Source organism: Rhodococcus oxybenzonivorans (genome assembly GCF_003130705.1).
In the GTDB taxonomy this organism is placed as follows: Bacteria; Actinomycetota; Actinomycetes; order Mycobacteriales; family Mycobacteriaceae; genus Rhodococcus_F; species Rhodococcus_F oxybenzonivorans.
Window position 1 is genome coordinate 1,420,314 of record NZ_CP021354.1, and the last position, 25,436, is coordinate 1,445,749.

At 67.2% G+C, this 25,436-nt stretch carries 23 protein-coding genes; 18 read left to right on the forward strand and 5 right to left on the reverse strand.

The window, feature by feature from the left end; genetic code table 11:
- Nucleotides 1-90 precede the first annotated feature (90 nt).
- Complete coding sequence (locus CBI38_RS06815; RefSeq protein ID WP_109327487.1) at nt 91-945, forward strand: aldo/keto reductase; 855 nt, start codon at nt 91-93, stop codon at nt 943-945.
- Here the strand turns inward: CBI38_RS06815 and CBI38_RS06820 are convergent.
- From CBI38_RS06820 to CBI38_RS06830, 3 genes are all read right to left on the reverse strand, one after another.
- Nucleotides 942-1,385, reverse strand: a complete 444-nt coding sequence (locus tag CBI38_RS06820) for a cupin domain-containing protein (protein WP_109327489.1) — start codon at nt 1,383-1,385, stop codon at nt 942-944. The two genes, CBI38_RS06815 and CBI38_RS06820, sit on opposite strands and share 4 nt — an antisense overlap.
- Nucleotides 1,382-2,104, reverse strand: coding sequence for a hypothetical protein (locus CBI38_RS06825; RefSeq protein ID WP_109334904.1), 723 nt, complete (start codon nt 2,102-2,104; stop codon nt 1,382-1,384). The genes CBI38_RS06820 and CBI38_RS06825 overlap by 4 nt, the downstream gene beginning before the upstream one ends.
- A gap of 121 nt (nt 2,105-2,225) precedes the next feature.
- Nucleotides 2,226-3,722 (reverse strand): phospholipase D-like domain-containing protein, encoded by a 1,497-nt coding sequence (locus tag CBI38_RS06830; RefSeq protein WP_109327491.1) that lies wholly within the window; start codon nt 3,720-3,722, stop codon nt 2,226-2,228.
- A 91-nt stretch (nt 3,723-3,813) separates the two neighbouring features.
- On the opposite strand from CBI38_RS06830, the gene CBI38_RS06835 reads away from it, so the two are divergent.
- Entirely contained in the window at nt 3,814-4,956 is a 1,143-nt protein-coding gene (locus CBI38_RS06835; RefSeq protein WP_230990098.1) for a lipase family protein, read from the forward strand.
- Here the strand turns inward: CBI38_RS06835 and CBI38_RS06840 are convergent.
- Nucleotides 4,928-6,019, reverse strand: coding sequence for an NAD(P)-binding domain-containing protein (locus CBI38_RS06840; RefSeq protein ID WP_109327493.1), 1,092 nt, complete (start codon nt 6,017-6,019; stop codon nt 4,928-4,930). The genes CBI38_RS06835 and CBI38_RS06840 overlap by 29 nt on opposite strands.
- Before the next feature lie 143 nt (nt 6,020-6,162).
- Between CBI38_RS06840 and CBI38_RS06845 the strand changes: the two genes are divergently transcribed.
- The 16 genes from CBI38_RS06845 to CBI38_RS06920 all read left to right on the forward strand — a co-directional run bounded on the left by CBI38_RS06845 (nt 6,163) and on the right by CBI38_RS06920 (nt 24,728).
- On the forward strand, nt 6,163-6,894 hold the full coding sequence (locus CBI38_RS06845; RefSeq protein ID WP_204164881.1) for an enoyl-CoA hydratase: 732 nt from the start codon (nt 6,163-6,165) through the stop codon (nt 6,892-6,894).
- 44 nt (nt 6,895-6,938) lie between these two features.
- Nucleotides 6,939-8,054: an MBL fold metallo-hydrolase gene (locus CBI38_RS06850; protein WP_109327497.1), complete on the forward strand. Its 1,116-nt coding sequence runs from the start codon at nt 6,939-6,941 to the stop codon at nt 8,052-8,054.
- Nucleotides 8,055-8,091: 37 nt separating this feature from the next.
- Entirely contained in the window at nt 8,092-9,423 is a 1,332-nt protein-coding gene (locus CBI38_RS06855) for an MFS transporter (RefSeq protein ID WP_109327499.1), read from the forward strand.
- Nucleotides 9,424-9,459: 36 nt separating this feature from the next.
- Nucleotides 9,460-11,910: an HAD-IC family P-type ATPase gene (locus tag CBI38_RS06860; protein ID WP_109327501.1), complete on the forward strand. Its 2,451-nt coding sequence runs from the start codon at nt 9,460-9,462 to the stop codon at nt 11,908-11,910.
- Nucleotides 11,911-12,037: 127 nt separating this feature from the next.
- Nucleotides 12,038-12,229, forward strand: coding sequence for an antitoxin (locus tag CBI38_RS06865; RefSeq protein WP_109327503.1), 192 nt, complete (start codon nt 12,038-12,040; stop codon nt 12,227-12,229).
- Nucleotides 12,230-12,335: 106 nt separating this feature from the next.
- A complete protein-coding gene (locus CBI38_RS06870; RefSeq protein WP_109327505.1) occupies nt 12,336-13,964 on the forward strand; it encodes a Na+/H+ antiporter in 1,629 nt (542 codons plus the stop codon).
- Complete coding sequence (locus CBI38_RS06875) at nt 13,961-15,199, forward strand: lipase family protein (RefSeq protein ID WP_109327507.1); 1,239 nt, start codon at nt 13,961-13,963, stop codon at nt 15,197-15,199. Before CBI38_RS06870 ends, CBI38_RS06875 begins: the two co-directional genes overlap by 4 nt.
- Nucleotides 15,196-15,561: an MmcQ/YjbR family DNA-binding protein gene (locus CBI38_RS06880; protein ID WP_109327508.1), complete on the forward strand. Its 366-nt coding sequence runs from the start codon at nt 15,196-15,198 to the stop codon at nt 15,559-15,561. Before CBI38_RS06875 ends, CBI38_RS06880 begins: the two co-directional genes overlap by 4 nt.
- Nucleotides 15,558-16,721 carry a sensor histidine kinase gene (locus tag CBI38_RS06885; RefSeq protein ID WP_109327510.1) on the forward strand — a complete coding sequence of 388 codons (1,164 nt, stop codon included), beginning with the start codon at nt 15,558-15,560 and terminating at the stop codon, nt 16,719-16,721. Before CBI38_RS06880 ends, CBI38_RS06885 begins: the two co-directional genes overlap by 4 nt.
- A 33-nt stretch (nt 16,722-16,754) precedes the next feature.
- The gene (locus tag CBI38_RS06890) at nt 16,755-17,567 is read left to right on the forward strand and encodes a LytR/AlgR family response regulator transcription factor (protein ID WP_109327512.1); all 813 of its coding nucleotides are present in this window, start codon (nt 16,755-16,757) and stop codon (nt 17,565-17,567) included.
- Complete coding sequence (locus CBI38_RS06895) at nt 17,552-17,923, forward strand: hypothetical protein (protein ID WP_109327514.1); 372 nt, start codon at nt 17,552-17,554, stop codon at nt 17,921-17,923. The genes CBI38_RS06890 and CBI38_RS06895 overlap by 16 nt, the downstream gene beginning before the upstream one ends.
- A 7-nt stretch (nt 17,924-17,930) precedes the next feature.
- Nucleotides 17,931-19,688 (forward strand): sodium/solute symporter, encoded by a 1,758-nt coding sequence (locus CBI38_RS06900; RefSeq protein ID WP_109327516.1) that lies wholly within the window; start codon nt 17,931-17,933, stop codon nt 19,686-19,688.
- A gap of 187 nt (nt 19,689-19,875) precedes the next feature.
- A complete protein-coding gene (locus CBI38_RS06905; RefSeq protein WP_109327518.1) occupies nt 19,876-20,238 on the forward strand; it encodes a DUF485 domain-containing protein in 363 nt (120 codons plus the stop codon).
- The gene (locus CBI38_RS06910; RefSeq protein ID WP_109327520.1) at nt 20,235-21,869 is read left to right on the forward strand and encodes a solute symporter family protein; all 1,635 of its coding nucleotides are present in this window, start codon (nt 20,235-20,237) and stop codon (nt 21,867-21,869) included. The genes CBI38_RS06905 and CBI38_RS06910 overlap by 4 nt, the downstream gene beginning before the upstream one ends.
- A gap of 66 nt (nt 21,870-21,935) precedes the next feature.
- Nucleotides 21,936-22,367, forward strand: coding sequence for a type II toxin-antitoxin system Rv0910 family toxin (locus CBI38_RS06915; protein ID WP_109327522.1), 432 nt, complete (start codon nt 21,936-21,938; stop codon nt 22,365-22,367).
- Nucleotides 22,368-22,454: 87 nt separating this feature from the next.
- On the forward strand, nt 22,455-24,728 hold the full coding sequence (locus CBI38_RS06920) for an ATP-dependent DNA ligase (protein WP_109327524.1): 2,274 nt from the start codon (nt 22,455-22,457) through the stop codon (nt 24,726-24,728).
- Between the two features lie 13 nt (nt 24,729-24,741).
- On the opposite strand, the gene CBI38_RS06925 is transcribed toward CBI38_RS06920, so the two are convergent.
- Entirely contained in the window at nt 24,742-25,371 is a 630-nt protein-coding gene (locus CBI38_RS06925) for a hypothetical protein (protein ID WP_230990099.1), read from the reverse strand.
- Between the last annotated feature and the right edge of the window lie 65 nt (nt 25,372-25,436).

Genomic DNA, 25,436 nt, shown 5'->3' on the forward strand with positions numbered 1-25,436 from the left:
ACCGATTACCCGCTCGCCACCGGACGACACGCAACGTCCACATCCTGAGACTGAGGAACATCCTCGTCGGGTGTCCGGTTGGATTCACCTATGGGTTTCAACACTGCACAGAGTCCTGTACCTGTACCTACGGTCACGCTGAGCGACGGGAACAGCATTCCTGCGCTGGGCTTCGGTGTCTGGCAGGTGCCCGACGACGAGAGCTACGGCGCGGTCACCGAGGCGCTGAAGGCGGGATACCGCAGCATCGACACGGCGCGCATCTACGAGAATGAGGCCGGGGTGGGCCGTGCGCTGGCCGACTCGGGCATTGCTCGGGACGAACTGTTCGTCACCACCAAGCTGTGGAACGACGATCAGGGCTACGACTCCACGCTCCGCGCTTTCGACGCGAGCCTCGGCCGGCTGGGCCTCGACTATGTGGACCTCTACCTCATCCACTGGCCGGTGCCGTCGGCGGATCGATACGTCGAGACCTTCAAGGCTTTCCAGAAGATCAAGGCCGAAGGGCGCGCCCGTTCGATCGGCGTCTCCAACTTCACCCCGGCCACCCTCGAGCGCCTGATCGCCGAAACCGGTGAGGTGCCGGTTCTCAACCAGGTGGAACTTCACCCTCGATTCAACCAAGCCGAGTTGCGGGCTTTCCACACCGGGAAGGGAATCGCGACCGAAGCGTGGAGCCCTCTCGGACAGGGAACGATCCTCGAGGACGAGTCGATCACCACAATCGCGGCGGCACACGGTAAGTCGACAGCGCAGGTGATTCTCCGCTGGCATATTCAGATCGGGAACGTAGTGATCCCGAAGTCGGTGACCCCTGAGCGCATCGCCGCCAACATCGACGTTTTCGACTTCGAATTGACCCCCGACGAGATCAACACGATCGGCTCCCTCAGCCGCCCGGACGGCCGTCTCGGCGGCGACCCGGACACGTTCGCCGGCTAGACCAGCCGAAAATCCTCGAAGTCGAAACCCGGCGCGACGACGCAGCTGACGAGAGTCGGTTCGTCGCCCGCCGGAGTGGCGCGCTGCCAGTGTCGGGGCGGGACCAGTAGCTGTGGCTGCTGGCCCGCCGCGACGTCGGGTCCGAGGATGTGCGGTTGCGGAGCATCGGGTTCGCCGCCGTCACCACCGAGGTCGAGGCGCAGTGGGCTGCCCCGGTGGTGGAACCAGATCTCGGCACTGCGCACCGTGTGCCACGCCGACTGCTGACCGGGCAGGAGGAGGAACAGGATCGCGGTGCCCGCCGACCGCGGTCCCGGATAGTCGGCGGGCAGACTTTCGGCGGGGACGGTGATGTCGCTGCGCCACGTCTCGCGATACCACCCGCCCTCCGGATGAGGAGTGAGATCGAGCGTGCGCGCCCAGTCCGGAAGATCTGTCATGAACCCATTGTGTTCTGCCGATGGCGCTCGGGATCGTACGGCTCGAAGAACGACTCGCCGACCACGAACATGCCGCGCTGTGGCAACCAGAAGTCTCCCAGTCTCGCTTGATGATCGAGCGGTCCAGGCGGACCGATGTCGACGCCGTCGACCATGGCCCGGCTGTCGTCGACGGTCCACAGCATCCGTGGATTGGCGCGGAACCATTGGCCGTTCGACACCGTCCCGGTAAGGCCGACCTTTCCGGCGCGCAGCACTGGTCCCGCCACCTTCGACATCGCGGACAGCACCTTGTCGCTCCGCCACCAGGCCGCAGGCATGAGGCGGCCGATCCCGGTCATCGCCGCGGTGGCAACCGAGCGACCGAGTTCGAGTTCCCACACGATCTTGTGCCGTATCTCCACGGTGAAAGCGCGCGGACCGGTCCACTGGACTGAAATGTTCTCCACCCGTGCGTCTTCGAGTTCCGAGCCGAAGTAGCGCGCGCAACTCGAGCTGGGTGGGACGCTGCTGTAGATCACCCAGTTCCCGGCCGGGTCGCGATGCCACACCGAGTCGTAACCTTCCCCGACCGAGCTCGCCGGGAAGTGCCGGAACGCGAGGTAGTGCCCGCTGGCGAACGGCAGGCCCATCACCCCGTACCCCGCGAAACGCTCCTCGTTCAGACCGGCGGGAAGCGGCGTGTCGCGTTGGGCGATCGATCGCGGGCTGTCCGTCATCACGGCCTCCTCGGCTGTGCCCTGTCCGTTCATCATATGTTCGGAAACCGGGAACTCGATCCCGGTACTCAGCAACGACATCAGGAGACGCGTCACTCGGTTGCGGGGCGCAGCCTGTAGCTCACGACTGTAGCGATCCGGCCGCTTTCCTGCGTCGGACCAGTCTGCGCCGGAACCGGGTCCAGTTGGTCCTCTCCCAGATGCTCGGCGGTGTCCGTTCCGGGTCCATCAATTCGCTCTCGGCCAGCGGGCTGTCCTCACCCTCGACGGTGTCCGGTTCGAACGGCATCAGCGTCCGGCCGTCGCCGCGCAGTGCCTCGACGGTGGCCAACAAAGAACCCTTCTCGGTGAGAAGGTCGTCGAAGGTGTCCGACGCGACGTCGAGGTGCTCGCACAACAGCTGACGCCGTATTCCGACGATGGTGTCGCGGAGTCGGTCGCCGTTCGCTGTGTCTGCCCTCACCTCGACCGCCAGGTCGCACTCCGAGTCGAAACCCATCGACCGGTTGTTGAGGTTCGACGAGCCGACCCGCAGAAGGCGGTCGTCCATCACCAGAATCTTGGCGTGCACGTAAATGGGGTTTCCGCCTGCGGTGACCGGGTAGTACACCCCGAGCTTGCCGCCGGCGTCGGCGTCCCACAACAGGTGCAGCAGTCGTCGGCGGGCCCCGTCCATGGCCAGGCGCTCGAGCCACCCGTCGGCGTTGCGGGGCAGCACCAGCATGATCTCCGGGCCGTCCGGTTCACGCAGTCGCGTGGCGATCGCCTCCGCGATGGTGCGGGACGCCAGGTACTGACTTTCGATGTACAGCGACCGTGCCGCGCCCGCGATCGCCGCCAGGTAGAGAGCCTCGATTTCGCGAACCTCCCCCCGATCGGCGAGTTCGGGCAGAGTACGGGCGATGCCGACGTCGACGGAATGCATCGTCGGCTCCAGCCCGTCCGGCCAGGGTGTCGTGTGCGCGGTGTCGTCGAGCGCCGGAAGTTCCTTACCGGTGGCGGTCTTCCATCGGGCGCGGGCCTGTTCGCTGACAGCTTTGGCGGCGTCACCGTCCACCGCGGTGGTCGCGTCGTGCCACGGTCCGTAGCGGTTGCCGTTCGGCTGCGTGCGGTAGTGGTTGTCGTCCCGGTGATCGGAGGTGTCCCAGCGGTCGACGGTCATGTCGATACCGCCGCAGAACGCGAGCGTGTCGTCGATCACGACAATCTTCTGGTGATGAGCGGACCCGACCGGGTGAGCTCCGTCGATCTCGAAATGCAACCGGCGATCCGTCACACAGTTCACCATGAACACCGGGGTCATACCGCGCCCGATCGCCGCAAAGGCCCCGATGTTCCACTTCAGCAGATAAATCTCCAGATCGGGACGCTTCCGGGTCAGCCAGACGAGGAATCGTCCCAGCCGATTCGGGCCCTCGAGCGTCTTCTCATCCGGCTCGAATTTGATCCGCGTGTCGAAGTCCCAGCCGATCAGGATGATGCGGTGCCGGGCCTGGAGCATTGCAGATTTCGCGTGGCGGAAGTAGTCGGCGGCGTCGACGATGCACGCCAGCCGATCGGCGTGCGTGACCTGCCAGCACGTGTCGCCCGGTGCGAGTATCGGGCTCTCGTCGCTCATGTTTCCGCTCTCCCCGTCCGGTGGGACCGCCCTACCCCCGAAGGCGGACGATTCACACTACTGCCATCCCTGCGCGGACTACCGTGGAGAGGTGCGGCGTTCGTGGCGCATCGTGGCGTTACTCGCACTGGTCAGCGTGCTCTGGGCACCCACTGTCGGTGCGGTACCCGTGCGCTCCGACGAGCGTCCCGGAACGGTCATCGCATCCTCCGAACTCCCGGCGGAGCTCCGACTTCCGGGTGCTGGCGCTGCGTACCGGATGACCTACCGCACCACCGACCGGCACGGCGTCACGCCCTGTACCGGAATGCTGTTCGTGCCGGCGGGCCCACCGCCCGACGGGGGCTGGCCGGTGATCGCCTGGGCGCACGGCACGGTGGGGAACTCCGATTACGACGCTCCGTCGGTGACCGGCGTCGACACGGAGTCGCGAGACTATGTCAGCAGCTGGCTGCAGAGGGGCTACGCCGTCGCGGCGACGGACTACGTGGGGCTGGGCACTCCGGGGGTGCCGCCCTACCTCGACGGCAAGGTCGCCGGACGCAGTGTCGTCGATTCGGTCCGGGCTTCGAGGGAGGTCGACGACACCCTGAGCTCGTCCTGGGTCACGGTCGGACTGTCACAGGGTGGGCAGGCTTCCGTGTTCGCCGCCCACAATGCCACCGCCTACGCGCCGGAGCTCGACTACCGCGGCGCCGTCGCGGGCGGTGTGCCCTCGAACATCGAGCTGGTGGCGCCGTGGAGTGGTCCCTGGTTTCCGCCGCAGGGGCTCGCAGGCCTGACGGTGTACATGTCCTATCTGATCGCCGGGTTCCGCGACGCGTATCCGGAACTCGACCTCGACAGTTACCTCACCGAGGTGGGCAGGCGATTGGTCGATGCGGCGCCGGAGTTGCCGTTCCGCGAGTTCGCGAGGCTGACGCGCAACGTCTCGGTGGCGCAGATGCTGTCGCGCGGACTGGACGCGCCAGACCTGCAGTCGGCGCTGCGCGAGTATCTGGAAGTACCCGTCACCGGCTACGACCGCCCGCTACTGATCGTTCAAGGTGTCACGGACCCGTCGGTGCCGTTCCCCCTGACGGACAAACTTGCCGCCGACATGCGCCGAGCGGGAACCCCGCTCGACTACCGCATGTACTCGGGCGGCCACTTCGGCAGCATGTACCAGTCCGCGCCGGAGCAGGCCGTGTTTGTGGCGGCACTGTTCAGGCAGTCGACGCGAGGTACCGGGTGAGTTCGCGTGCGGCGGCTTGCCCCGCACGGTTGGCGCCGATGGTCGACGACGACGGCCCGTAACCGACCAGATGGATCCGCGGATCGGCAGCTACCTGGGTGGCCAGCCGCCCGGTCATCTCGATGCCGCCGCCCGGGCCGCGGAGTCGCAGCGGCGCCAGGTGGTCGAGCGAACTGCGAAAGCCCGTGCACCACAGAATCACATCGACGTTCTGCTCACGCCCGTCAGCCCAACGGACACCGGTCGCCGTGATCTCGCTGAACATGGGCAACCGGTCCAGCACCCCGCGCTCGCGGGCGGCGCGAATAGCGGGAGTGACAGGGAGGCCGGTCACCGACACCACCGAACCCGGCGGGAGCCCGCGCCGGACCCGATCCTCGACGAGAGCGACCGCGGCCCGCCCGATCTCGGGGGTGAAAGGCTCGTCCCGGAACTCGGGCGGACGCCGGGTAACCCACGTGGTGGTGGTGACCCGGGAGATCTCGTCGAGCAGTTGCACCGCCGAGATACCACCGCCGACCACCAGCACGTGGCGTCCCGCGAACTGATCCGCCGACGAATAATCCTTGGTGTGCAGCTGCTGTCCGGTGAACAACTCCGCGCCCGGATATCGGGGGATGAACGGGCGCTCCCAGGTGCCGGTGGCATTGATCAGTCCGCGAGCGGTGAAGGTGCCCGCGTCGGTCTCGATCCGCAGCCGCTGCTCGCGGGCACACACCACGCGCGTGTGGACGGGCCGGTGCACGGGAAGTTCGAACTGTTTCTCGTACGTCGCGAAATACTGAGGGACGGCGGTCGACGCCTGCACCCGGGCCGCCGCCACGTCATCGACGTCGACGCCGACCGCATCGGCGAAGGACAGGCCGGGAAGATCGTGCACCCCGTTGACAGTGCTCAGGGTCAGTGACGGCCAGCGGAACTGCCAGGCGCCCCCGGGCCCGGCCGCATGGTCGAGAACCACGAACTCCGTCTCCGGCTCCACCCCCAACCTGCGCAGGAAGTAGGCGGCGGACAACCCCGCCTGACCGGCCCCGATCACCACCACGTTCACATTCCGACTCATGTTCGTCCTTACCTCCCCCTAGACAACTATCCGACCGGCTCCCGTGTTCCGGCCGTTCCGGCGTGTGGTTGGCTGGCAGCGGTCCAGTCGGGTGGGCACGTCAGCAACGCAACGGACAGCAAACACGGAGAAAGCGAGTGGACATGATCGGGACGAGTCGTGACGGCGACGTCATCACCCTCGAATTACAACGCCCCGACCGCCGGAACGCCCTGAACACCGAACTCTGCGAGCGCCTGCGCGAGGAGATGGAGACGTCCGTCACCGACGGCGGACGAGTGATCGTGCTCACCGGACAGGGTACCGCCTTCTGCGCGGGAGCCGATCTGTCGGGCGACGTGTACGCGGACGGGTTCACCGACACCCTGCTCGAGATGCTGCACACCATCGACTCGGTTCCCGTCCCGGTGATCGCCGCGATCAACGGTCCCGCCATCGGCGCAGGAAGCCAACTGGCCCTCGCCGCGGACCTGCGGGTGGTCGCCCCCGAGGCGCGTTTCGCCATCCCCGCTGCCAAGCTCGGTATCTCCGTCGACAGGTGGACCGTGCACCGGCTGGCGTCGCTGATCGGCGGCGGACCGGCCCGCACCATCCTTCTCGGAGCCGAGGAGGTCGGTGCCGACGAGGCCCTCGCCCACGGTCTCGCCAACAAGCGTGGCGACCTCGCAGTCGCACAGCGCTGGGCGCACTCCATCGCCCGGCTCGCCCCGCTGTCGTTGCAGCACCTGAAGATGGTTCTCAACGACGACGGAACCCAGAGCCCGCCGCCGCCCGAGCAGCTCGCCGCACTCCATGCCGCGTGGAAGAGTTACGACGCCCACGAAGCGCGGGTGGCACGCGCGGAGAAGCGGCCCCCGGTGTTCCGGGGCCGCTAGCCGGCCGCGCCACGTACGGCGCACTCGTGGTTACAGTTGTCGGGATGAACGCGAAACGCGCTGTGACCACAGTCCTGGCAACTGCCACACTCGGGTGGCTGACGAGGGCTGCGTGGGGACTGCCCGCGCAGATCGGTGCGTCCCGCGCGCAGGTGCGTCCCTACGCCGCGGCGTCGCCGAGATACCGCAACCAGCAGTTCCACAACTCCGACCCCGGCAGCACGATGTTGCCGGGATCGGAAACCGGAATCCTGAAGGCGCTCGTCACCCGGGGTACCGCGGGACGACCGCGCAGGCCGATTCCCCTGGCCACGCCCCTCGCACCGGTCGAGGCAGCCGACGTCGCGGTCACCTGGTACGGCCATTCGAGTGTGCTCGTCGAGGTCGAGGGGTACCGGGTCCTGGCCGATCCGGTGTGGAGTCGCCGGGTGTCTCCGTCGACGTTCCTCGGTCCGTCCCGCATGCATCCCACACCGGTGCCACTCTCGGACCTGCCTGCCGTCGACGCCATCGTCATCTCCCACGATCACTACGACCACCTCGACATGGCGACGGTGCGGCAACTCGTCTCCAGCCAGAAGGCGCCGTTCGTCGTCCCGGTCGGGCTCGGCGCGCACCTGCGCCGGTGGCGGGTGCCGGAGGAGCGGATCGTGGAACTCGACTGGGACGAGTCGACCACCGTCGGTGCGCTCACGCTGACCTGCACGGAGGCGCGGCACTTCTCCGGTCGCGGGTTCGTCCGCAACACCACGCAGTGGGCGTCGTGGGTTCTCGCCGGCCCCGAACGCACCGTGTTCTTCGGTGGTGACAGCGGATACACCCCGAGGTTCGCGGATCTCGGCCGCCGCTACGGGCCGTTCGATCTCACTCTGCTGCCGGTCGGTGCCTACGACCCCCGGTGGGCCGATATTCACATGAACCCGGAAGAGGCGGTGCAGACACACACCGACCTCCAACAGGGGGACGCCACCCACGGACTCCTGGTTCCCGTGCACTGGGCAACCTTCAATCTCGCCTTCCATGCATGGTCCGAACCGATCGTCCGGCTCGTCGAGGCCGCGGAAGACAGCGGCACGACGGTGGCCGTGCCGATGCCGGGCCAGCGCGTCGACGTGACGAAGCCGACGGCGCAGACGCCGTGGTGGACCGCCCTCGGCTGATCTGTGGAACGCAGTGCCGGGTGCTAACTTCCGGTCCATGAACACACGAACCCAGCGGCTGGACGAACTTCCCTTCACCCGGAAGCACGGAAAGCTGCTGCTCGGCTCCGGCGTGGGGTGGGCGCTCGACGCGATGGACGTGGGGCTCATCTCCTTCGTGATGGCGGCGCTGGCCGTGCAGTGGAAACTGAGTTCGACGGAGCTGTCGTGGATCGGGTCGATCGGCTTCGTGGGCATGGCCGTGGGTGCCGCCCTCGGCGGGCTACTCGCCGACCGGATCGGACGACGTCAGGTATTCGCGGTCACGCTGCTCGTCTACGGCCTCGCGACCGGCGCTACCGCGCTCGTCGGTTCGGTAGCTCTGCTGCTTGTCCTGCGATTCGTCGTCGGCCTCGGTCTGGGCGCGGAACTTCCGGTGGCGTCGACGCTGGTCAGCGAGTACGCGCCGCGCAAGGTACGGGGGCGCGCCGTGGTGGCGCTCGAGGCGTTCTGGGCACTCGGCTGGATTCTGGCCGCGCTCATCGGATACTTCGTCATCCCACTCGGTGACAACGGATGGCGATGGGCCCTGGCCGTGGGACTCGTCCCCACCCTGTACGCGGTGGTGGTCCGGATCGGACTGCCCGAGTCGGTGCGGTTCCTCGAACGACAGGGCCGATACGAGGAAGCGGAAGCCGCGGTCCGCTCGTTCGAGGAATCGGCGGGCATGACGGCCGCGGTCGATGGTGGCAACGCCGACAACGCCGCCTGTCCCGACAGCGCCACCCCGCAGCCACCGGCAGAGTCGATCTGGTCGCCGCGGCTGCAGTCCCGGACGGCCGCGCTGTGGACGGTGTGGTTCTGTATCAACCTCTCCTACTACGGCGCCTTCATCTGGCTGCCGAGCCTGCTCGTCAACCAGGGATTCGACCTTGTGAAGTCGTTTCAGTACACGCTGTTCATCACGCTCGCCCAACTGCCCGGCTATGCGGTCGCCGCCTGGCTGATCGAGGTGTGGGGCCGCCGCAGCACACTCGCGACGTTCCTCCTCGGCTCTGCGGTGGCAGCAGGGCTGTTCGGGCTCGCGGATACGCCCGCCACCATCGTGGCCGCCGGAATGATGTTGTCGTTCTTCAACCTCGGCGCGTGGGGTGCGCTGTATGCGATCGGTCCGGAGCTGTATCCAACGTCGGTGCGAGCGGCAGGGACGGGTGCGGCGGCGGCCTTCGGCCGGATAGCGTCGATCCTTGCGCCGTTGATGGTTCCCTGGCTGCTGATCGGCGGGGGAAACGCACTGGTGTTCGCCGTGTTCGCGGCAGCATTCCTCGTGGCCGCCGGTGCGGCGTTCACGCTGCCGGAGCGGGCCGGGATGGTTCTCGAGGCGGGATGACCGCCTGTCGTCGCCCCGTTGCGTAGCCTGTGGACCATGGCGTACGACGAGACCGGTACGGACGGCGTTGCCGTCCTCGCTGCGCACGGCTTGACCGCCGACCAGGTCGCCGAGCGGGTGGCCGCAGGCAAAACCAACGACGTGCCGGACCGCGCCAGCCGGTCGATCCGCGACATCGTGCGCGCCAACGTCTTCACCCGGATCAACGCGATCCTCGGCATACTGTTCGCCATAGTTCTGGCGACGGGTTCGATCATCGACGGGATGTTCGGCCTGCTCATCATCGCGAACAGTGGCATCGGCATCATTCAGGAGATCCGCGCCAAGCGGACTCTGGACGAACTTGCCATCGTCAGCCAGACCAAACCGGTGGTGCGCCGTAACGGATCGGCCGTCGCGATGGCGCCTAGGGAAGTGGTGCTCGACGACCTCATCGAGCTGGGGTCGGGCGACCAGATCGTCGTCGACGGTGTCGTGGTGGAGGCGAGCGCGCTCGACATCGACGAATCGCTGCTCACCGGCGAGGCCGACCCGGTGCACAAGGCGGTGGGTGATCCGGTTCTGTCGGGGAGTTTCGTTGCCGCCGGCAGCGGCTGCTACCGGGCGACGAAGGTCGGCAGTGACGCCTATGCCGCGAAACTGGCGGAGGAGGCCAGCAAGTTCACACTCGTACATTCGGAGTTACGCAGCGGCATCGACACGATTCTGAAGTTCATCACGTACCTGATGATTCCGGCGGGGCTGCTCATCATCTACAACCAACTGTTCTCGAGCGGACAGTCGTTGCGACCGGCGTTGAACGGCATGGTGGCCGCGCTGGTGCCGATGGTGCCCGAGGGGCTCGTGCTGATGACGTCGATCGCGTTCGCCGTCGGCGTGGTCCGGCTCGGCCGGCGTCAGTGTCTGGTGCAGGAGTTGCCCGCCATCGAAGGGCTCGCCCGGGTCGACGTGGTGTGCGCCGACAAGACGGGCACGCTCACCGAGAACGGGATGCGCCTGTCCGAATTGCGTTGCGCCCTGGCCGAAGATGCCGGGCCGGCCGGGGCCGCACTCGCCGCCCTGGCCGCCGACGATCCACGCCCCAACGCCAGTGTCCAGGCGATCAAGGAGGCGTTTCCGGACGTTCCCGGCTGGGGCGACGCCACGGCGGAGGCGCCGTTCTCCTCGGCGAAGAAATGGAGCGGACAGTCGTACGGTTCCCACGGGAACTGGGTGCTCGGCGCACCGGACGTTCTCCTGGACCCGGGCAGTGCCATGGCACGGGAGGCGGAGCGTGCGGGTGCGTCGGGACTCCGGGTGCTGCTACTCGGCAGCGGAGACGTTCCGGTCGACCATCCGGCGGCACCGGGAGTTGTCACGCCTCGCGCCCTCGTGATCCTCGAGCAGCGGGTGCGACCCGATGCGCGCGGCACCCTCGAGTACTTCGCGGGTCAGAACGTCACTGTGAAGGTGATTTCCGGGGACAACGCCGTGTCGGTCGGTGCGGTGGCCGGATCGCTCGGCCTTCCGGGTGGGAACCGGCCCGTGGACGCCCGCACGCTGCCGTCGGAATCCGAGGCCCTCGCCGATGCTCTCGAGGAATCCACCACGTTCGGCCGGGTGCGGCCGGATCAGAAGCGGGAAATGGTGGCAGCTTTGCAATCTCGCGGCCACACGGTGGCGATGACGGGTGACGGTGTCAACGATGTTCTCGCGCTCAAGGACGCCGACATCGGCGTGTCGATGGGATCGGGAAGCCCCGCGACGCGGGCGGTGGCGCAGATCGTGTTGCTGGACAACAAGTTCGCCACCTTGCCGTACGTGGTCGGTGAGGGTCGCCGGGTGATCGGCAACATCGAACGCGTCTCCAACCTCTTCCTCACCAAGACCGTCTACTCGGTGTTGCTGGCGTTCCTGATCGGCCTGACGGGTGCGCTGTCGCAGATTTTCGATTTCGAACCGGTCCCATACCCCTTCCTGCCGAGGCATGTGACCATCGCGGCTTGGTTCACCATCGGTATCCCCGCATTCATCCTCTCGCTGGCTCCCAACAACGAACGTGCGCGCTCCGGCTTCGTCCCACGGGTGATGCGGCTGGCGGTGCCGTCGGGCGTCATCATCGGTGTCACCACGTTCATTTCGTACCTCCTGGTCTACGCCGGGCCCGAGCAGACCCAGACACAGAAAGTGCAGGCGGGTACGTCGGCACTGATCACACTCATCATGATCGCGCTGTGGGTGCTCGCCGTCGTCGCGCGCCCGTACGTGTGGTGGAAGCTGGTCCTGATCTTCGGGTCCGTCGCGGCGTACCTCGTCCTGTTCGCCCTCCCGTTCACGCGGACGTTCTTCGAGCTCGACCCGACCAACGTGGCTGCCACCACGTCGGCGCTCACCTGCGGTCTCGTCGGGGTGGTTCTCGTGGAGTTGGCGTGGTGGGTGACCGGCCGCCTCCACGGAGAGCATCGACGACTCTTCGCGCCACCGGCGGATCTGCCGGGCCGCCGCTGAGGGCGGTGGCTCGCGCCCTGATAACGGGACCGTTGGCGTCCCCGGCTCGATGCTGTGAGACTGGGTGCGCTGCGAGTGTTCGATCTCGCGCAGACGCTATGTGCGCAAGCACAGAGGAGGAAGAACGATGAGTTTTGCCGACACACTGAAGGGCCTGCTGGGCAAGGGGAAGGCTGCGGCCTCGCAGAACGCGGACAAGGTTCACGGCGCCATCGACAAGGCTGCCGACATCGCGAACAGCAAGACCGGTCGCAAGTACAGCGACAAGATCGACAAGGCTGCCGACGCGGCGAAGAAGGCAGTTCCTCCGAAGGAGTGACCGCCCTTCCCGCCAGAACTGTCCGGGCCCCGGTTCTCGAACCGGGGCCCGGACGCGTCCGCGGTGATGAGCCGCGATCTCGGGGCGGGCACGGCACAATCGAACTGTGAACGGCGTCCTCGTACTTCTCGTCATCATCGCGGCCATCGCGGTGACGAGTCTCGCCAAGCGCCGCGATCTGCAGCCGCCCCTCGTTCTGGTCACGATCGGCGCGATCGCCTCCTTCATTCCCGGCCTTCCGCGCCTCGAACTCGACCCCGAGGCCATCCTCGGAGTAGTGCTGCCGCCGCTGTTGTACTCGGCGGCCCTCAAATTCTCGGTGGCCACCTTCCGTCGCCACCTCGGGCCGATTCTGCGGCTCGGCATCTTCACCGTGCTGGCCACGGCATTTGCCGTCGCGTTCTTCGCCTCGTGGTTGTCGCCCGAGCTGACGTTGGGCGCCGCACTGGTACTCGGGGCGGTGGTGGCGCCGACGGACGCGGTCAGCGCTGTCGCCGTCGGCCGCCGGCTGGGGCTGCCGAATCGGGTGATCGCCATTCTCACCGGTGAGGGCTTGGTGAACGATGCCACCGCTCTGACACTGTTCGCCGTGGCCGTCTCGGCCGTGGTCGGAACGGATGTACCGGTTCACCCGGTGTTGTTCTTCGCCTACGAGGTGATCGGTGGAGTGCTCGTCGGGCTGGTTCTCGCCAAGATCGTCGAGTGGGTGCGACGCCGCATGTACGACTCGCCACTGGAAACGGTCCTGGGGCTGATGCTTCCCTTCGCGGCGTACCTCGCCGCCGGGCAGTTGCACGCCTCCGGCGTTCTTGCGGTGGTCACGGCCGGCTTCTTGATGGGCCACAAGGCAACCGACGCCTCGGTCTCCACCCGTATCCAGGAGCGGTCCCTCTGGGAGAGCGTCGATCTCGTGCTCGAGATGTTCGTGTTCGCCTACATGGGGTTGCAACTCAAGTTCGTCATCGTCGACGTCCGCGACAACGGATTGCCGGTGCACCACATCTTCTTCTACGGGTTCGCGGTCCTCGTCGTGGTGATGGCGGTGCGGCCGGCGTGGATACTGCTGCACCGGTTTCGCCGCCACATCGGTCTGGTGGTGCGTACACCGGGCGACACGGTGGAACTCGGCTGGCGCGAAAGCCTTGTCGTGTCGTGGGCCGGCATGCGCGGAGTCGTCACGATCGCGGCAGCGTCGGGGATTCCGATGACGGTTGCGAGCGGAGCGCCTTTCCCGGGCCGGGAAGTCATCCAGGCCATCGCCTTCGTCGTCGCGGTGGGAACACTGCTCATCCAGGGCGCCACCATGCCGTTGCTGATTCGAATGCTAGATCTGGCAGATCCCCTCGAACGTCAACGGGAAGAGGAACAGGTGAAGCACGCGCGCACCATTTCACGCGAGGCGGGCGAACGGTTTCTCGACGACTGCGCCGAGCATCCGCCCTCGGGAATCGACTCCGCAGAGGTGACCGACATTCTGTCGCGGGTACGCCGGTCGATGCGGGCGCGACTGCGGGCCGAAGAAGCGGAAGAGCCCGGCGAAAAGGTTCGGGCCGGCGTGGTGTTCGACGACATCCGCCGGGCAGCGCTGCGTGCGCAGCGGCAGGCGTTGATCGATGCCCGTGATGCGGGCAGTCTCGACGACGAGGTGATGCGTACCGTATTGGAAAGCCTCGACGTGGAAGAGGCTGCAGCAGAAGAGCGGGTCCGACGGCGTCGAGAATGGGGTGCGCGATGACAGGTCTGTCGAGGCGGCGTGCGGGATGGCCCGTGATCTTCGCCCTCACCGCGGTCGTGGTGCTCGCAGCGTGCGGCGCAGACGGGGCGACCGTCCCGCCGCCCTCCGCTCCCGCAGCGACCTCCACCCCCGCGTTGCCGCCGGCCCCCACCGGGGACGACCGCGGCGCGCTGACCGCGCAGACCCCCGTGGCCGACATCGACCCGGCGATCACGAATCTCGGCGCTACGGCAACCCGCGTCGTCTATCGGTCGACGTCGGGGGTCGACGGGGCCGGTACCGAAGTGGTGGGCACCGTGTTCACACCGGCAGGACCCGCTCCCGAGGGCGGTTGGCCGGTGGTCACGGTGGGGCACGGCACCACCGGAGTCACCGACGACTGCGCGCCGTCGGCCTCACCGACGCTGTCGGGCACCACCGGACTCGTCGTGCCGCTCCTGCAGAGGGGGTATGTGGTGACCGTCAGTGATTACCAGGGCCTCGGTACCGACGGCCCGCACCCCTACCTCGAACCCGTCACCGCGGCATACAACCTCATCGACGCCGTCCGCGCGGCCCGCAATGTGGTGCCCGAGGCATCGACGCGCTGGGCGGCCCTCGGGGTTTCCCAGGGCGGTCAGGCGTCGTGGGCGGCGGCCGAACACGCGGACGACTACGGGGACGGGCTCGAATTCGTGGGTTCGGCCAACCTGTCGCCCGCAGCTGATCTGTCGGGCATCATGGCGGAGGGAACCGCAGCCCCGTTGTCGTTGCCTCAGAAGATGATCCTGCCGTATCTGCTCGAGGGACTTTCGGTGCTCCATCCGGACCTCGATCCGGCGGACTACATGCGCGGCGCGCTCGCCGACAATCAGGAGATCACACTGTCGTGCGTCACGGCGAGACTCTCCGAGAAGTGGACTGTGGCAACCCAGCTCACTCCGGAGGACACCGGACCGCGTACGGAGGCCGCCGCCGAACGGATGAATGGCTGGCTCGAGGAGATCGCGCTGCCACGGGAGCGTGCCGAAGGCCCGATGCTCGTCGTGGTCGGTGAGCGAGACAATCTCATTCTGCCGCAGTGGACTTCGGAAGCCGTAGACAAGGCGTGTGCGCAGGGCGACGTCATCGAGTTCGAATCCCGACCCGGGGAGGGTCACGCCGACGGACGGGCCGTGCCCGGTGCCGTGCAATGGATTGCCGACCGCTTCGCCGGTGAGCAGGCGCCGAACACCTGTGACGGCGGCGCACGGTGAGCGAATCGGTGATCGACCGACTGCGGGCGTTGTGCCTGGCGTTGCCCGAGGCGACCGAACGCGTCAGTCACGGCGAACCCGCGTGGTTCGTCCGCCGGGCACCCCAATTCGCAACTCTCGCAGACCATCACCACGACGACCGCTTGTCCTTCTGGGCCGCCGCTCCCGCAGGCGCGCAGCAGGACTGGGTTCGGCGCGACGAGGAACGCTTCTTCGTACCGCCGTACGTCGGCGGGCGCGGGTGGGTAGGCGTGTACCTCGACGTGCCGCAGGATTGGCGCGACCTCGCCGACATCGTGGAGGAGGCCTACCGCACCGTGGCCCCGAAAACGCTGATCGCTCGACTGGACGCCGGAGAATGAGCCGTCGCGGGCTGCTGCAGTGGTTGCGGGCGAGGCAGGAGCTGACCACACCCACCGAACGAGCGGTCCACACCACCCTGCACACGGCGTCGCTGGCGGCCGGATCGTTGCGGCGGGGACTCGACGAGACTTCGGCCCAGGAGGCGGCGCCGCATCTGCGCCTGCTTACGGGCGCCCAGGCCCTCGCGATCTTCGATGCCGCCGGACACCTCCTCGCCTGGAACGGCCCCCATGAGGCGTTGGCGGAACAACTCCACGACGCGGCGAGCCGGGCGGTCGACGGTGAGCGCCGGGTGCTCGTTGCCTACGGCGGACTGGTTCGCAGCGCCGGTGACCACGGGGTGCGGGCGCTGATCGCCCAGCCCCTGCTCATCGAGGCCACCGGCGTGGTGGGAGTGCTCGGGGTGGTCACCACGGAGGACCCGGGGCCCGGCATGCTGGGCGCCGTCACGGAGGTGGCCCGATACGCGTGCAGTCAGATCGAACTGGCCGACCTGGATGCGTCTCGCGCGCGACTCGACCGCGCCGAGGTGCGGGCGCTGCGCGCACAGATCAGCCCGCACTTCATCTACAACGCGTTGAACACGGTGGCGTCGTTCGTGCGCACCGATCCCGACCGGGCCAGGGAACTGATCCTCGAGTTCGCCGATTTCACCCGGTATTCGTTCCGGTCGGCGGGGGAGTACACCCTGCTGGCGGACGAACTCCGCAACATCGACCGTTACCTCACCCTCGAACGCGCCCGATTCGGTGACACCCTGGCCGTCACCCTGCAAGTGGCCCCCGAGGTGCTCAATGTGGTGCTGCCGTTTCTCGCGCTGCAACCGCTGGTGGAGAACGCGGTGCGGCACGGCATCTCCGGCAAACCCGAGGGCGGCACCGTCACCATTGTCGCAGCCGACGAGGGTACGGACTGCGTGATCAGCGTGGAGGACGACGGAATCGGGATGGACCCGGAACTGCTGCGGTCGGGGTCGCTCGACGCGGTCGCCGAGTCGTCCGGCATGAAGGAGGCGGCGCACGTCGGGCTCGCCAACGTCGACGACCGGCTGCGCGCCGCCTTCGGCAACGACTACGGGCTGGTCGTGGAGACCGCGCCCGGGGCGGGCACCAAGGTGAGCATGCGCGTTCCCAAGTTCCGGCAGGGGATCCGCCCGTGACCCGGCGGGGTCCGTGCGAAAATCGATTCCGTTGTGAATGACACTGACGACATGGCCCCCCGAGCGTCCGGAAGCGATGCGCCGCTCACCGTGCTGGCCGTCGACGACGAGAAACCCGCCCTCGACGAGTTGGCGTTCCTGCTGCGCGCGCAGGATGCCGTCGGGGAAATCCGCACTGCAGGGGAGGCCACGACGGCGTTGCGCATCCTCCGGGACGGGAACATCGACGCCGTGTTCCTCGACATCAACATGCCGGGACTCGACGGCCTCGAACTGGCCGGCATCCTGTCGAACTTCGCGTCGCCCCCACCGGTCGTGTTCGTCACCGCACACGACGACCGGGCTGTGGACGCGTTCGACCTCGGTGCCGTCGACTATTTGCTCAAACCGTTGCGCGAGGAACGTCTCGCCGAGTCCGTGCGGCGGATCGTCGAAGGTCGGCGGCGGCGACAGGAACCCGCCGCACCGGGGGCGGTGTCCGACGAGGTGATCCCGGTCGAGCTCGGCGGCGTCACCACTCTGGTACACCGTTCGTCGGTGGAGTGGGTGGAAGCCGACGGTGACTACGCGCGACTGCACACCGCCGACCGTTCACATCTCGTGCGCATCCCGATCTCCGCGCTGGAGGCACGCTGGGCCGATGCCGGTTTCCTCCGCGTGCACCGTTCCTACCTGGTGTCCCTGCCGCTGGTCACGGGAATTCGCACCGTCGGCAACGGCCTCGTCGTCTGTCTACGCCCGCACGGTGATCTGCCGCCCGTCGAATTGCCGGTCAGTCGACGGCACACGCGAATTCTCAAGGATCGCCTGGTCCGGGCACCGAAACAGTCATGGACCGCGCGATGAGCTCGCCCGAACGGGTTCGAGTGGTGCTGGCGCAGCGGCGTGGGGCCCGCATCGTGCGTACCCGTGTCGAGGTCCAGGAACAGACCGAGGTCGGGGACGCCATGATCCGCGGGCTCGTCCGCGCCCAGCTGTGGCTCGCTGTCCGGCTCGCCGTCTTCGCCGCGGGTCTCCTGTGCGCGGTACCGGTTGTCCTGCTGTCGTTCCCTGCGGTGTCGGAGGCCACCGTGCTGGGAATTCGCCTGCCGTGGGTGGTGCTCGGCGCCCTGGTGTATCCGGTGCTCCTGACGACCGGGTGGGTCTACATTCGGCAGGCCGAGCGCAACGAGCAGGAATTCACCGAACTCGTGGACGACTGAGCACGCCGTGACCACCGACCAGCCGATTCCCTGGCTCACGTTGGCCGGTCTGGCGGCGGCGGCCGTCGCCACCGTGGCCATCGGCATCTACGGCGTGCGGTTGGCCCGCACCACCTCCGACTTCCTGGTCGCCTCGCGTAGCGTCGGCCCGCGCTGGAACGCCGCCGCGATCTCCGGTGAATACCTCTCGGCCGCATCCTTTCTCGGAGTCGCCGGGCTCATCGCCAAGTACGGTGCCGACGCCCTGTGGTACCCGATCGGGTTCACGGCCGGATACCTGGGCCTGCTGCTGTTCGTCGCGGCGCCGCTGAGGAGGTCGGGGGCCTACACGGTGCCCGACTTCGCCGAGTTCCGGCTCGGCTCGGCTCGGGTTCGTACCCTCGCCATGATCGTCGTCGCCGTCGTCTGCGCGCTGTACCTCGTCCCGCAGTTCCAGGGGGCCGGCCTCACCCTGAACATCCTCCTCGGCGTCCCGAGCTGGGTCGGAGCGGCGGTGGTCGGGGTCATCGTCATCGCCAACGTGGTGGGCGGCGGCATGCGGTCCGTCACCTTCGTGCAGGCGTTCCAGTACTGGCTCAAACTGACCGCGGTCGCGATACCGGGGCTGGTGTTGTCGGTGTACTTCTTGGCCGACTCCCACGAGTTGGGTGCACTCGCACCGCCCACCGTCGACGAGCAGACCACCGTCGACATCACCACCGACGTCGTCGTGCAGGTTTCGGCTCCCGTCACGGTCGGGGGGTCGGGAACGATCGACGGAGTGGAGAACTCGGAAGATGTCACGCTCGCACCCGGTGAACACCATCTCGGCGAGGGCACGTCGATGATCCTCGAAGCGGGGTCGCCCGTACCCGTCGTCGCGGGCGCACCGGCCGACAACTCCGACTGGATCACGCCCGGATGGGGTTTCGGGGGCGGGCACCCGACATATCAGGTGTATTCGCTGATCATTGCCACATTCCTCGGCACGCTCGGGCTTCCGCACGTCCTGGTCCGGTTCTACACCAATCCCGACGGACGGGCGGCGCGGTTGACGTCCCTCGCCGTCGTCGGACTGCTCGGGGTGTTCTACCTGTTCCCGACGCTGCTCGGCGTGTTCGCGCGGTTGTACGTGCCACAACTGCTGATCACCGGCACCTCCGACGCCGCGGTGCTCCTGCTGCCCGGCTCGGTGTTCTCCGGTTGGGGGGGTCAGCTGCTGGCCGCGCTCGTCGCCGCCGGTGCGATCGCCGCCTTCCTGTCCACGTCGTCCGGACTGCTCGTGAGCATCGCGGGGGTCCTCAGCACCGATGTGCTGCGCGGACGGGTCCGCGACTTCCGGATTGCCGCGACCCTCGCCGGGGTGGTGCCACTGGCGCTGTCGTTGGCGGTGACGTCGCTCGACCTGTCCCGAACTGTCGGCCTGGTCTTCGCGGTCGCAGCGTCGACGCTGTGCCCCTTGCTGGTCCTCGGCATCTGGTGGCGCGGACTCACTGCGGCCGGGGCGGGCGCCGGGATGACGGCCGGGGGACTCGTCGCCGGTACTGCCGCAGCTGTCGTCGTGGTGGGCGGCGTCCCCGACGACATCGCCGCCGGCTGGCCCGCCGCGATGGTCGCCTACCCTGCTGCGGTCAGTGTGCCGCTGGCCTTCGCCACGATGGTGCTGGTGAGCAAGATGACGAAGCGTCAGATCCCCGCCGACCTCAGCCGGATCTTCACCCGCATGCACGCCCCCGAGCGCCTCGGTGTCGGCTCCGACCGCGAGAGGGAGCTCCGCTCCCCGTGAGTGGTTGACGAGTCTCTGCGCCCCTCGGGCACGCACGAGGGTGAGGCCGCTCGTCGCGGTCGGGTAACCGTTCGGCGCACACTCCGACAGTTCGGCGTGTGACTGCCGCCACACTGTGTTGTTGTGACTCACCTCTCAGTACCGTCAATCTTCAGTTCACTTCATGCGTGCGACCAAGGAGCCAGCAGTGACCACAGCCGATATCAGCGAGGGAGCGTCGCAAAAGCGGCGCACCCCTGATGCGCAAGCTTTCCTCGATATGCAGGCGAGTCCCGAGTTCCAGGAGTTGCGGCGCCGCCTCCGTAGGTTCGTCTTCCCCATGACGGCGTTCTTCCTCGCCTGGTATGCGGCGTATGTGCTCCTGGCCACCTACGCGTCCGACTTCATGGCTACCAAGGTGCTCGGCAACATCAACCTCGGCATCATCCTCGGTCTCGGGCAGTTCGTGACCACCTTCGCGATCACCGCCCTGTACGTGCGGTTCGCCAACCGGGAACTCGATCCCCGATCCGCCGCCATCCGTGAAGAGCTGGAAGGACCCGTCAAGTGATCACCACCCTCGCGGCCGGTACCGACGTCGGCAACCCGCTCCTCAACATCGCGATCTTCGCGGCCTTCGTCGTGATCACGATGACCATCGTGATCCGTGCGAGCCGCACCACCAAGAAGGCCTCGGACTTCTACACCGGTGGCGGTCAGTTCTCCGGGCCGCAGAACGGTTTCGCCATCGCCGGCGACTACCTGTCAGCGGCGTCGTTCCTCGGTATCGCCGGAGCCATCGCGGTGTACGGGTACGACGGATTCCTGTACTCGGTGGGCTTCCTCGTCGCCTGGCTGGTGGCTCTGCTCCTGGTTGCCGAACTCCTCCGCAACACCGGCCGGTTCACGATGGCGGATGTGCTGAGCTTCCGGCTGAAACAGCGCCCGGTGCGCATGGCCGCGGCGCTCTCCACGCTCGTCGTGTCGCTGTTCTACCTGCTCGCGCAGATGGCGGGCGCCGGCGGACTCGTCGCGCTACTGCTCAACATCGACGGCAAGGTAGGCCAGGCCATCGTTGTCGCCGTGGTCGGTGCGCTGATGATCGTCTACGTGCTCGTCGGTGGCATGAAGGGCACCACCTACGTGCAGATGGTCAAGGCGGTGCTGCTCGTCCTCGGTGCCGGTGTCATGTTCTTCCTCGTCCTGTTCGCGGTGCGCGGCAACTTCTCGCAGCTGCTCGCCGACGCGCAGGCCACGGCCGCCGGTTCCACGAACGAGGCAATCGCGGGCCGTGACATGCTCAGTCCCGGTGCCAAGTACGGCATCAGCTCGATGAGCAAGCTCGACTTCATCTCGCTCGGTATCGCGCTGGTTCTGGGAACCGCCGGCCTTCCGCACGTCTTGATGCGGTTCTACACGGTCCCCACCGCCAAGGAAGCTCGCCGCTCGGTCACCTGGGCAATCGGACTGATCGGCGCGTTCTACCTGTTCACGCTGGTCCTTGGTTACGGCGCCGCCAAAATGGTCGGACCGGACGCCATCCTCGCCGCACCCGGCGGTGAGAACGCGGCCGCGCCGCTGCTCGCATTCGAACTGGGCGGCACCATCTTCCTCGCAATCATCTCCGCGGTCGCGTTCGCGACCATCCTCGCAGTGGTCGCGGGCCTGGCGATCACAGCCTCGGCATCGTTCGCCCACGACATCTACGCCAGTGTCATCAAGCGCGGTAACGCCTCCGAGGAGTCGCAGGTACGGGTATCGCGCATCACCGTCGTCGTGATCGGCGTCGTGTCGATCATCCTGGGCATACTCGCGATGGGGCAGAACATCGCGTTCCTGGTGGCGCTCGCATTCGCCGTCGCCGCTTCGGCCAACCTGCCGACGCTGCTGTACTCCCTGTTCTGGAAGAAGTTCAACACCACCGGTGCGCTGTTCAGCATCTACGGCGGCCTCGTCAGCTGCCTCGTGTTGATCATCTTCTCCCCGGCGGTGTCCGGCAAGAAGTCGTCGATGTTCCCGTCCGCCGACTTCGACTTCTTCCCGCTGGCCAACCCCGGCATCGTGTCCATCCCGCTCGCGTTCCTGCTGGGCGCCGTCGGCACCTACATCGGTCGCAGCAAGGCGGAGGATCACGCCAAGCAGGCGGAGATGGAGGTCCGTTCACTCACCGGTGTCGGAGTGGAGAAGGCGGTCTCGCACTGATCCCCCTGTGAGTACTTATTAACCGCCCGCGGTTAATAAGTACTCACAGGCGGCTAGGCTGCAGCGATGGCGAAACTTACGGTCGAGACGGACGTCCCGCTGACTCCCCAGGACACCTGGGACAAGGCATCGAATCTGCAGGAGTTCGACAAGTGGTTCGTGGTGCACGACGGCTGGCGCAGCGAGCTTCCCGAAACGCTCACCACTGGTACGGTTCTCAGCTCCGTCGTCACTGTCAAGGGGCTGCGGAACCGGGTGAAGTGGACCATCAAGGAGTACGACGCTCCGCGGCGACTTGTACTGAAGGGTGACGGCAAGGGTGGCGTGAAGCTCGGCCTCACGCTGGAAGTGAAGGCGAAGGGTGGCGGCTCCGAGGTCGTGTTCACCATCGAGCTGGGCGGCGCGCCGCTGTTCGGGCCCATCGGCTCCGGTGTCGCGAAGGCATTGAAGGGCGACATCGAGAAGTCGCTGCAGACGTTCGTGGAGCTGTACGGCTGATCGACACACCTGCCGGACCCGGAATCGGAGCGAGGAAAATCCTTCCGCAGCGCACAATATGTATGTATTGACGGCGGAAGGGTGTCGATGGCGAGCACGGGAACCCGGCAGGTGACGGTCGACGGACATCGGCTGTCGCTGACCAACCTGGACAAGGTCCTCTACCCCGAGTCGGGCACCACCAAGCGTGAGGTGATCGAGTACTACACGCACATCGCGCCCGCGATGATTCCCCACATCCTCGATCGGGCCGCCACCCGTAAACGTTGGCCGAACGGCGTGGAGAGCGACCCGTTCTTCGAGAAGAACCTGGCCGCTTCGGCCCCTGCCTGGCTGGAACGACGGGCCCTGGAACACTCCGACCGTTCCGTGCACTATCCGATTCTCAACTCTGTGGCGGCGCTCGCCTGGGCGGGTCAGCAGGCCGCGCTCGAAATCCACGTGCCGCAGTGGCGATTCGACGGGTCGCGGCGCGGACCGGCCACCCGGATCGTCTTCGACCTCGACCCGGGACCGGGCGTGGGTCTGCCGGAATGCGCCGAGGTTGCCCGCGCCGTCCGGGACCTCGTAGCCGAGCTCGGCTGGACCGCCTTCCCGGTGACGAGCGGCAGCAAGGGCATTCACCTCTATGTGCCCCTCGACCGGAAGTTGGAGGGGTCGGGGGCGTCGACCGTCGCGAAGCAGGTGGCGACGGGCCTGGAGAAGCTGATGCCCGACCTGGTCACCGCCACGATGGCCAAAGCGGTTCGCGCCGGGAAGGTGTTCGTCGACTGGAGTCAGAACAATCCGTCGAAGACGACCATCGCGCCGTACTCGTTGCGGGGACGACCGCAGCCGTTGGTCGCGGCGCCGCGCAGCTGGGACGAACTCGACGATCCGGAGTTACGGCAGTTGAGCTTCACGGAAGTGCTCGAGCGGTGGGAGACCGACGGTGACCTGCTGGCCGATCTCGACCCGCCGTGGGAGAACGACGCGACGCTGGCTGACTATCGCCGCAAACGCGACCCGAGCCGAACCCCGGAACCGATGCCGGACAAGGTCAAACCCGGTGCGGGCAACAGTTTCGTCATTCAGGAACATCATGCCCGGCGCCTGCACTACGACCTCCGGCTGGAGCGCGAAGGAGTGCTGGTGTCGTGGGCGGTGCCGAAGAATGTGCCCACCTCCACCGGTGAGAACCGGTTGGCCGTCCACACCGAGGACCACCCGCTCGAATACCTGACCTTCTCGGGCACCATCCCCAAGGGGGAGTACGGCGGCGGAACCATGACGATCTGGGACACCGGCACGTACGACGTCGAGAAGTGGCGCGACGACGAAGTGATCGTGCAGTTGCACGGCGAGCAGGTGGAGGGTCGTTTCGCGCTGATCCGCACCAAAGGTGACCAGTGGTTGATGCATCTGATGAAAGACCAGTCGACCGGGGAATCGACATCCGCCGAACTGCCACGGGATCTTTCACCGATGCTGGCGACGCCGGGCACCCTCGACGGGCTCGATCCCGACGAGTGGGCTTTCGAAGGAAAATGGGACGGCATCAGAGTGATCGCCGAGATCGGTGGGGGAGAACTGCGTCTGCGCAGCCGGGCAGGTAACGACAAGACCCGCGACTATCTTGGATTGGGCTGGCTTGCAGACGCTCTCGCCGACCACGACGTCGTCCTCGACGGTGAGGTGGTCGCCTTCGATCGGCACGGAATCACCAGTTTCGGCCTGCTCCAACAAGGAAACGACCCCCACTTCCTGGCGTTCGACGTGCTGTACCTGGACGGTGTGTCGTTGCTGCGGAAGAAGTACACCGACCGCCGTCGGGTGCTCGAAGCCCTCGCCGCGAAGGTCGACGACCTCGTGGTGCCGCCGCAGCTACACGGTACGGCGGAGGAGGCGCTGGAGGAGAGTGGCCGCCGCGGTTGGGAAGGTGTGGTGGCCAAACGTCGTGAGTCCGTGTACTTGCCGGGAAAGCGTGGGTCGAGCTGGATCAAGGTGAAGAACTGGCGGACTCAGGAAGCGGTGATAGGAGGTTGGCGGCGCGGGCAGGGCGGCCGTTCCCGGGGGATCGGTTCTATTCTTCTCGGAATCCCCCAGGACGGCGGACTGCGCTACGTGGGCCGGGTAGGTACCGGATTCACCCAGCGCGACCTGGAGGAACTCGCATCCACCCTCGGCCCGCTCGAGACCGAAACCAGCCCCTTCGTCGACGACCTCCCGACCGCCGACCGTAAAGGTGCGGTGTGGGTGGAACCCACTCTGGTGGGGGAGGTGCGATTCATGGAATGGACCGGCGCCGGACGACTACGACACCCGAGCTGGCGTGGGTTGCGGGAAGACAAGCGGCCGGCGGATGTGGTGGACGAATCGTAGCGCTCCGATCCACTTACTCGCCGACAGTCGTTCCTCCCACGGACCCGCCCACTCCACCGGGGGCCTGCGGAACGCTCGGCGGCCGGGGCTTCGGTCCGCCACCGGCCGGGAAGGGATCGGTCGCGGGCGAGAGGACTTCGTCGTCGATCTTCCCGGGGAAGGGGAACGGGCGCTTCGGCGGCTTGACCGGATCCACCACGACCGGCGGTTCGACGACTGGCGGTTCGACGACTGGCGGTTCGACGACCGGCGGTTCGACGACCGGCGGTTTGGCGACGGGCGGCTGTGCGATCGGGGGAATCACGACTGGGGGCGCTGCGACCTGGGGTACCCCGACCGGCGGCGCAACGACCTGGGGTGCTGCGACCTGGGGTGCGGGCGCGAAGACGATCGGTGGGACGACCTCCGGTCCGGGAGCCGCGACCTCGATATCGGCCGCCGCAGTACCCGGATCCACCGCGACGGCACCGGGCACAGCAGCGATACCGGGAAGAACTCGCTGCTGCGAGTTGCTCCTGTCGGACGTCGGTGAGGGTGCGCCGTCGATGTGCCCGCCGGCGAGGAGGACGACTGCCGTCCCCACGAACGAGAAGGCAATGGCGGCGGTGGTGCCGAGTGCGATGCGGGTTGCGGTGGTGGTCACGGTGTAGGCCTCCGGTGGGGTAGGGGGTGTGCCGGGCTGATGACTCAAGCGTGCGCTGAAGACGA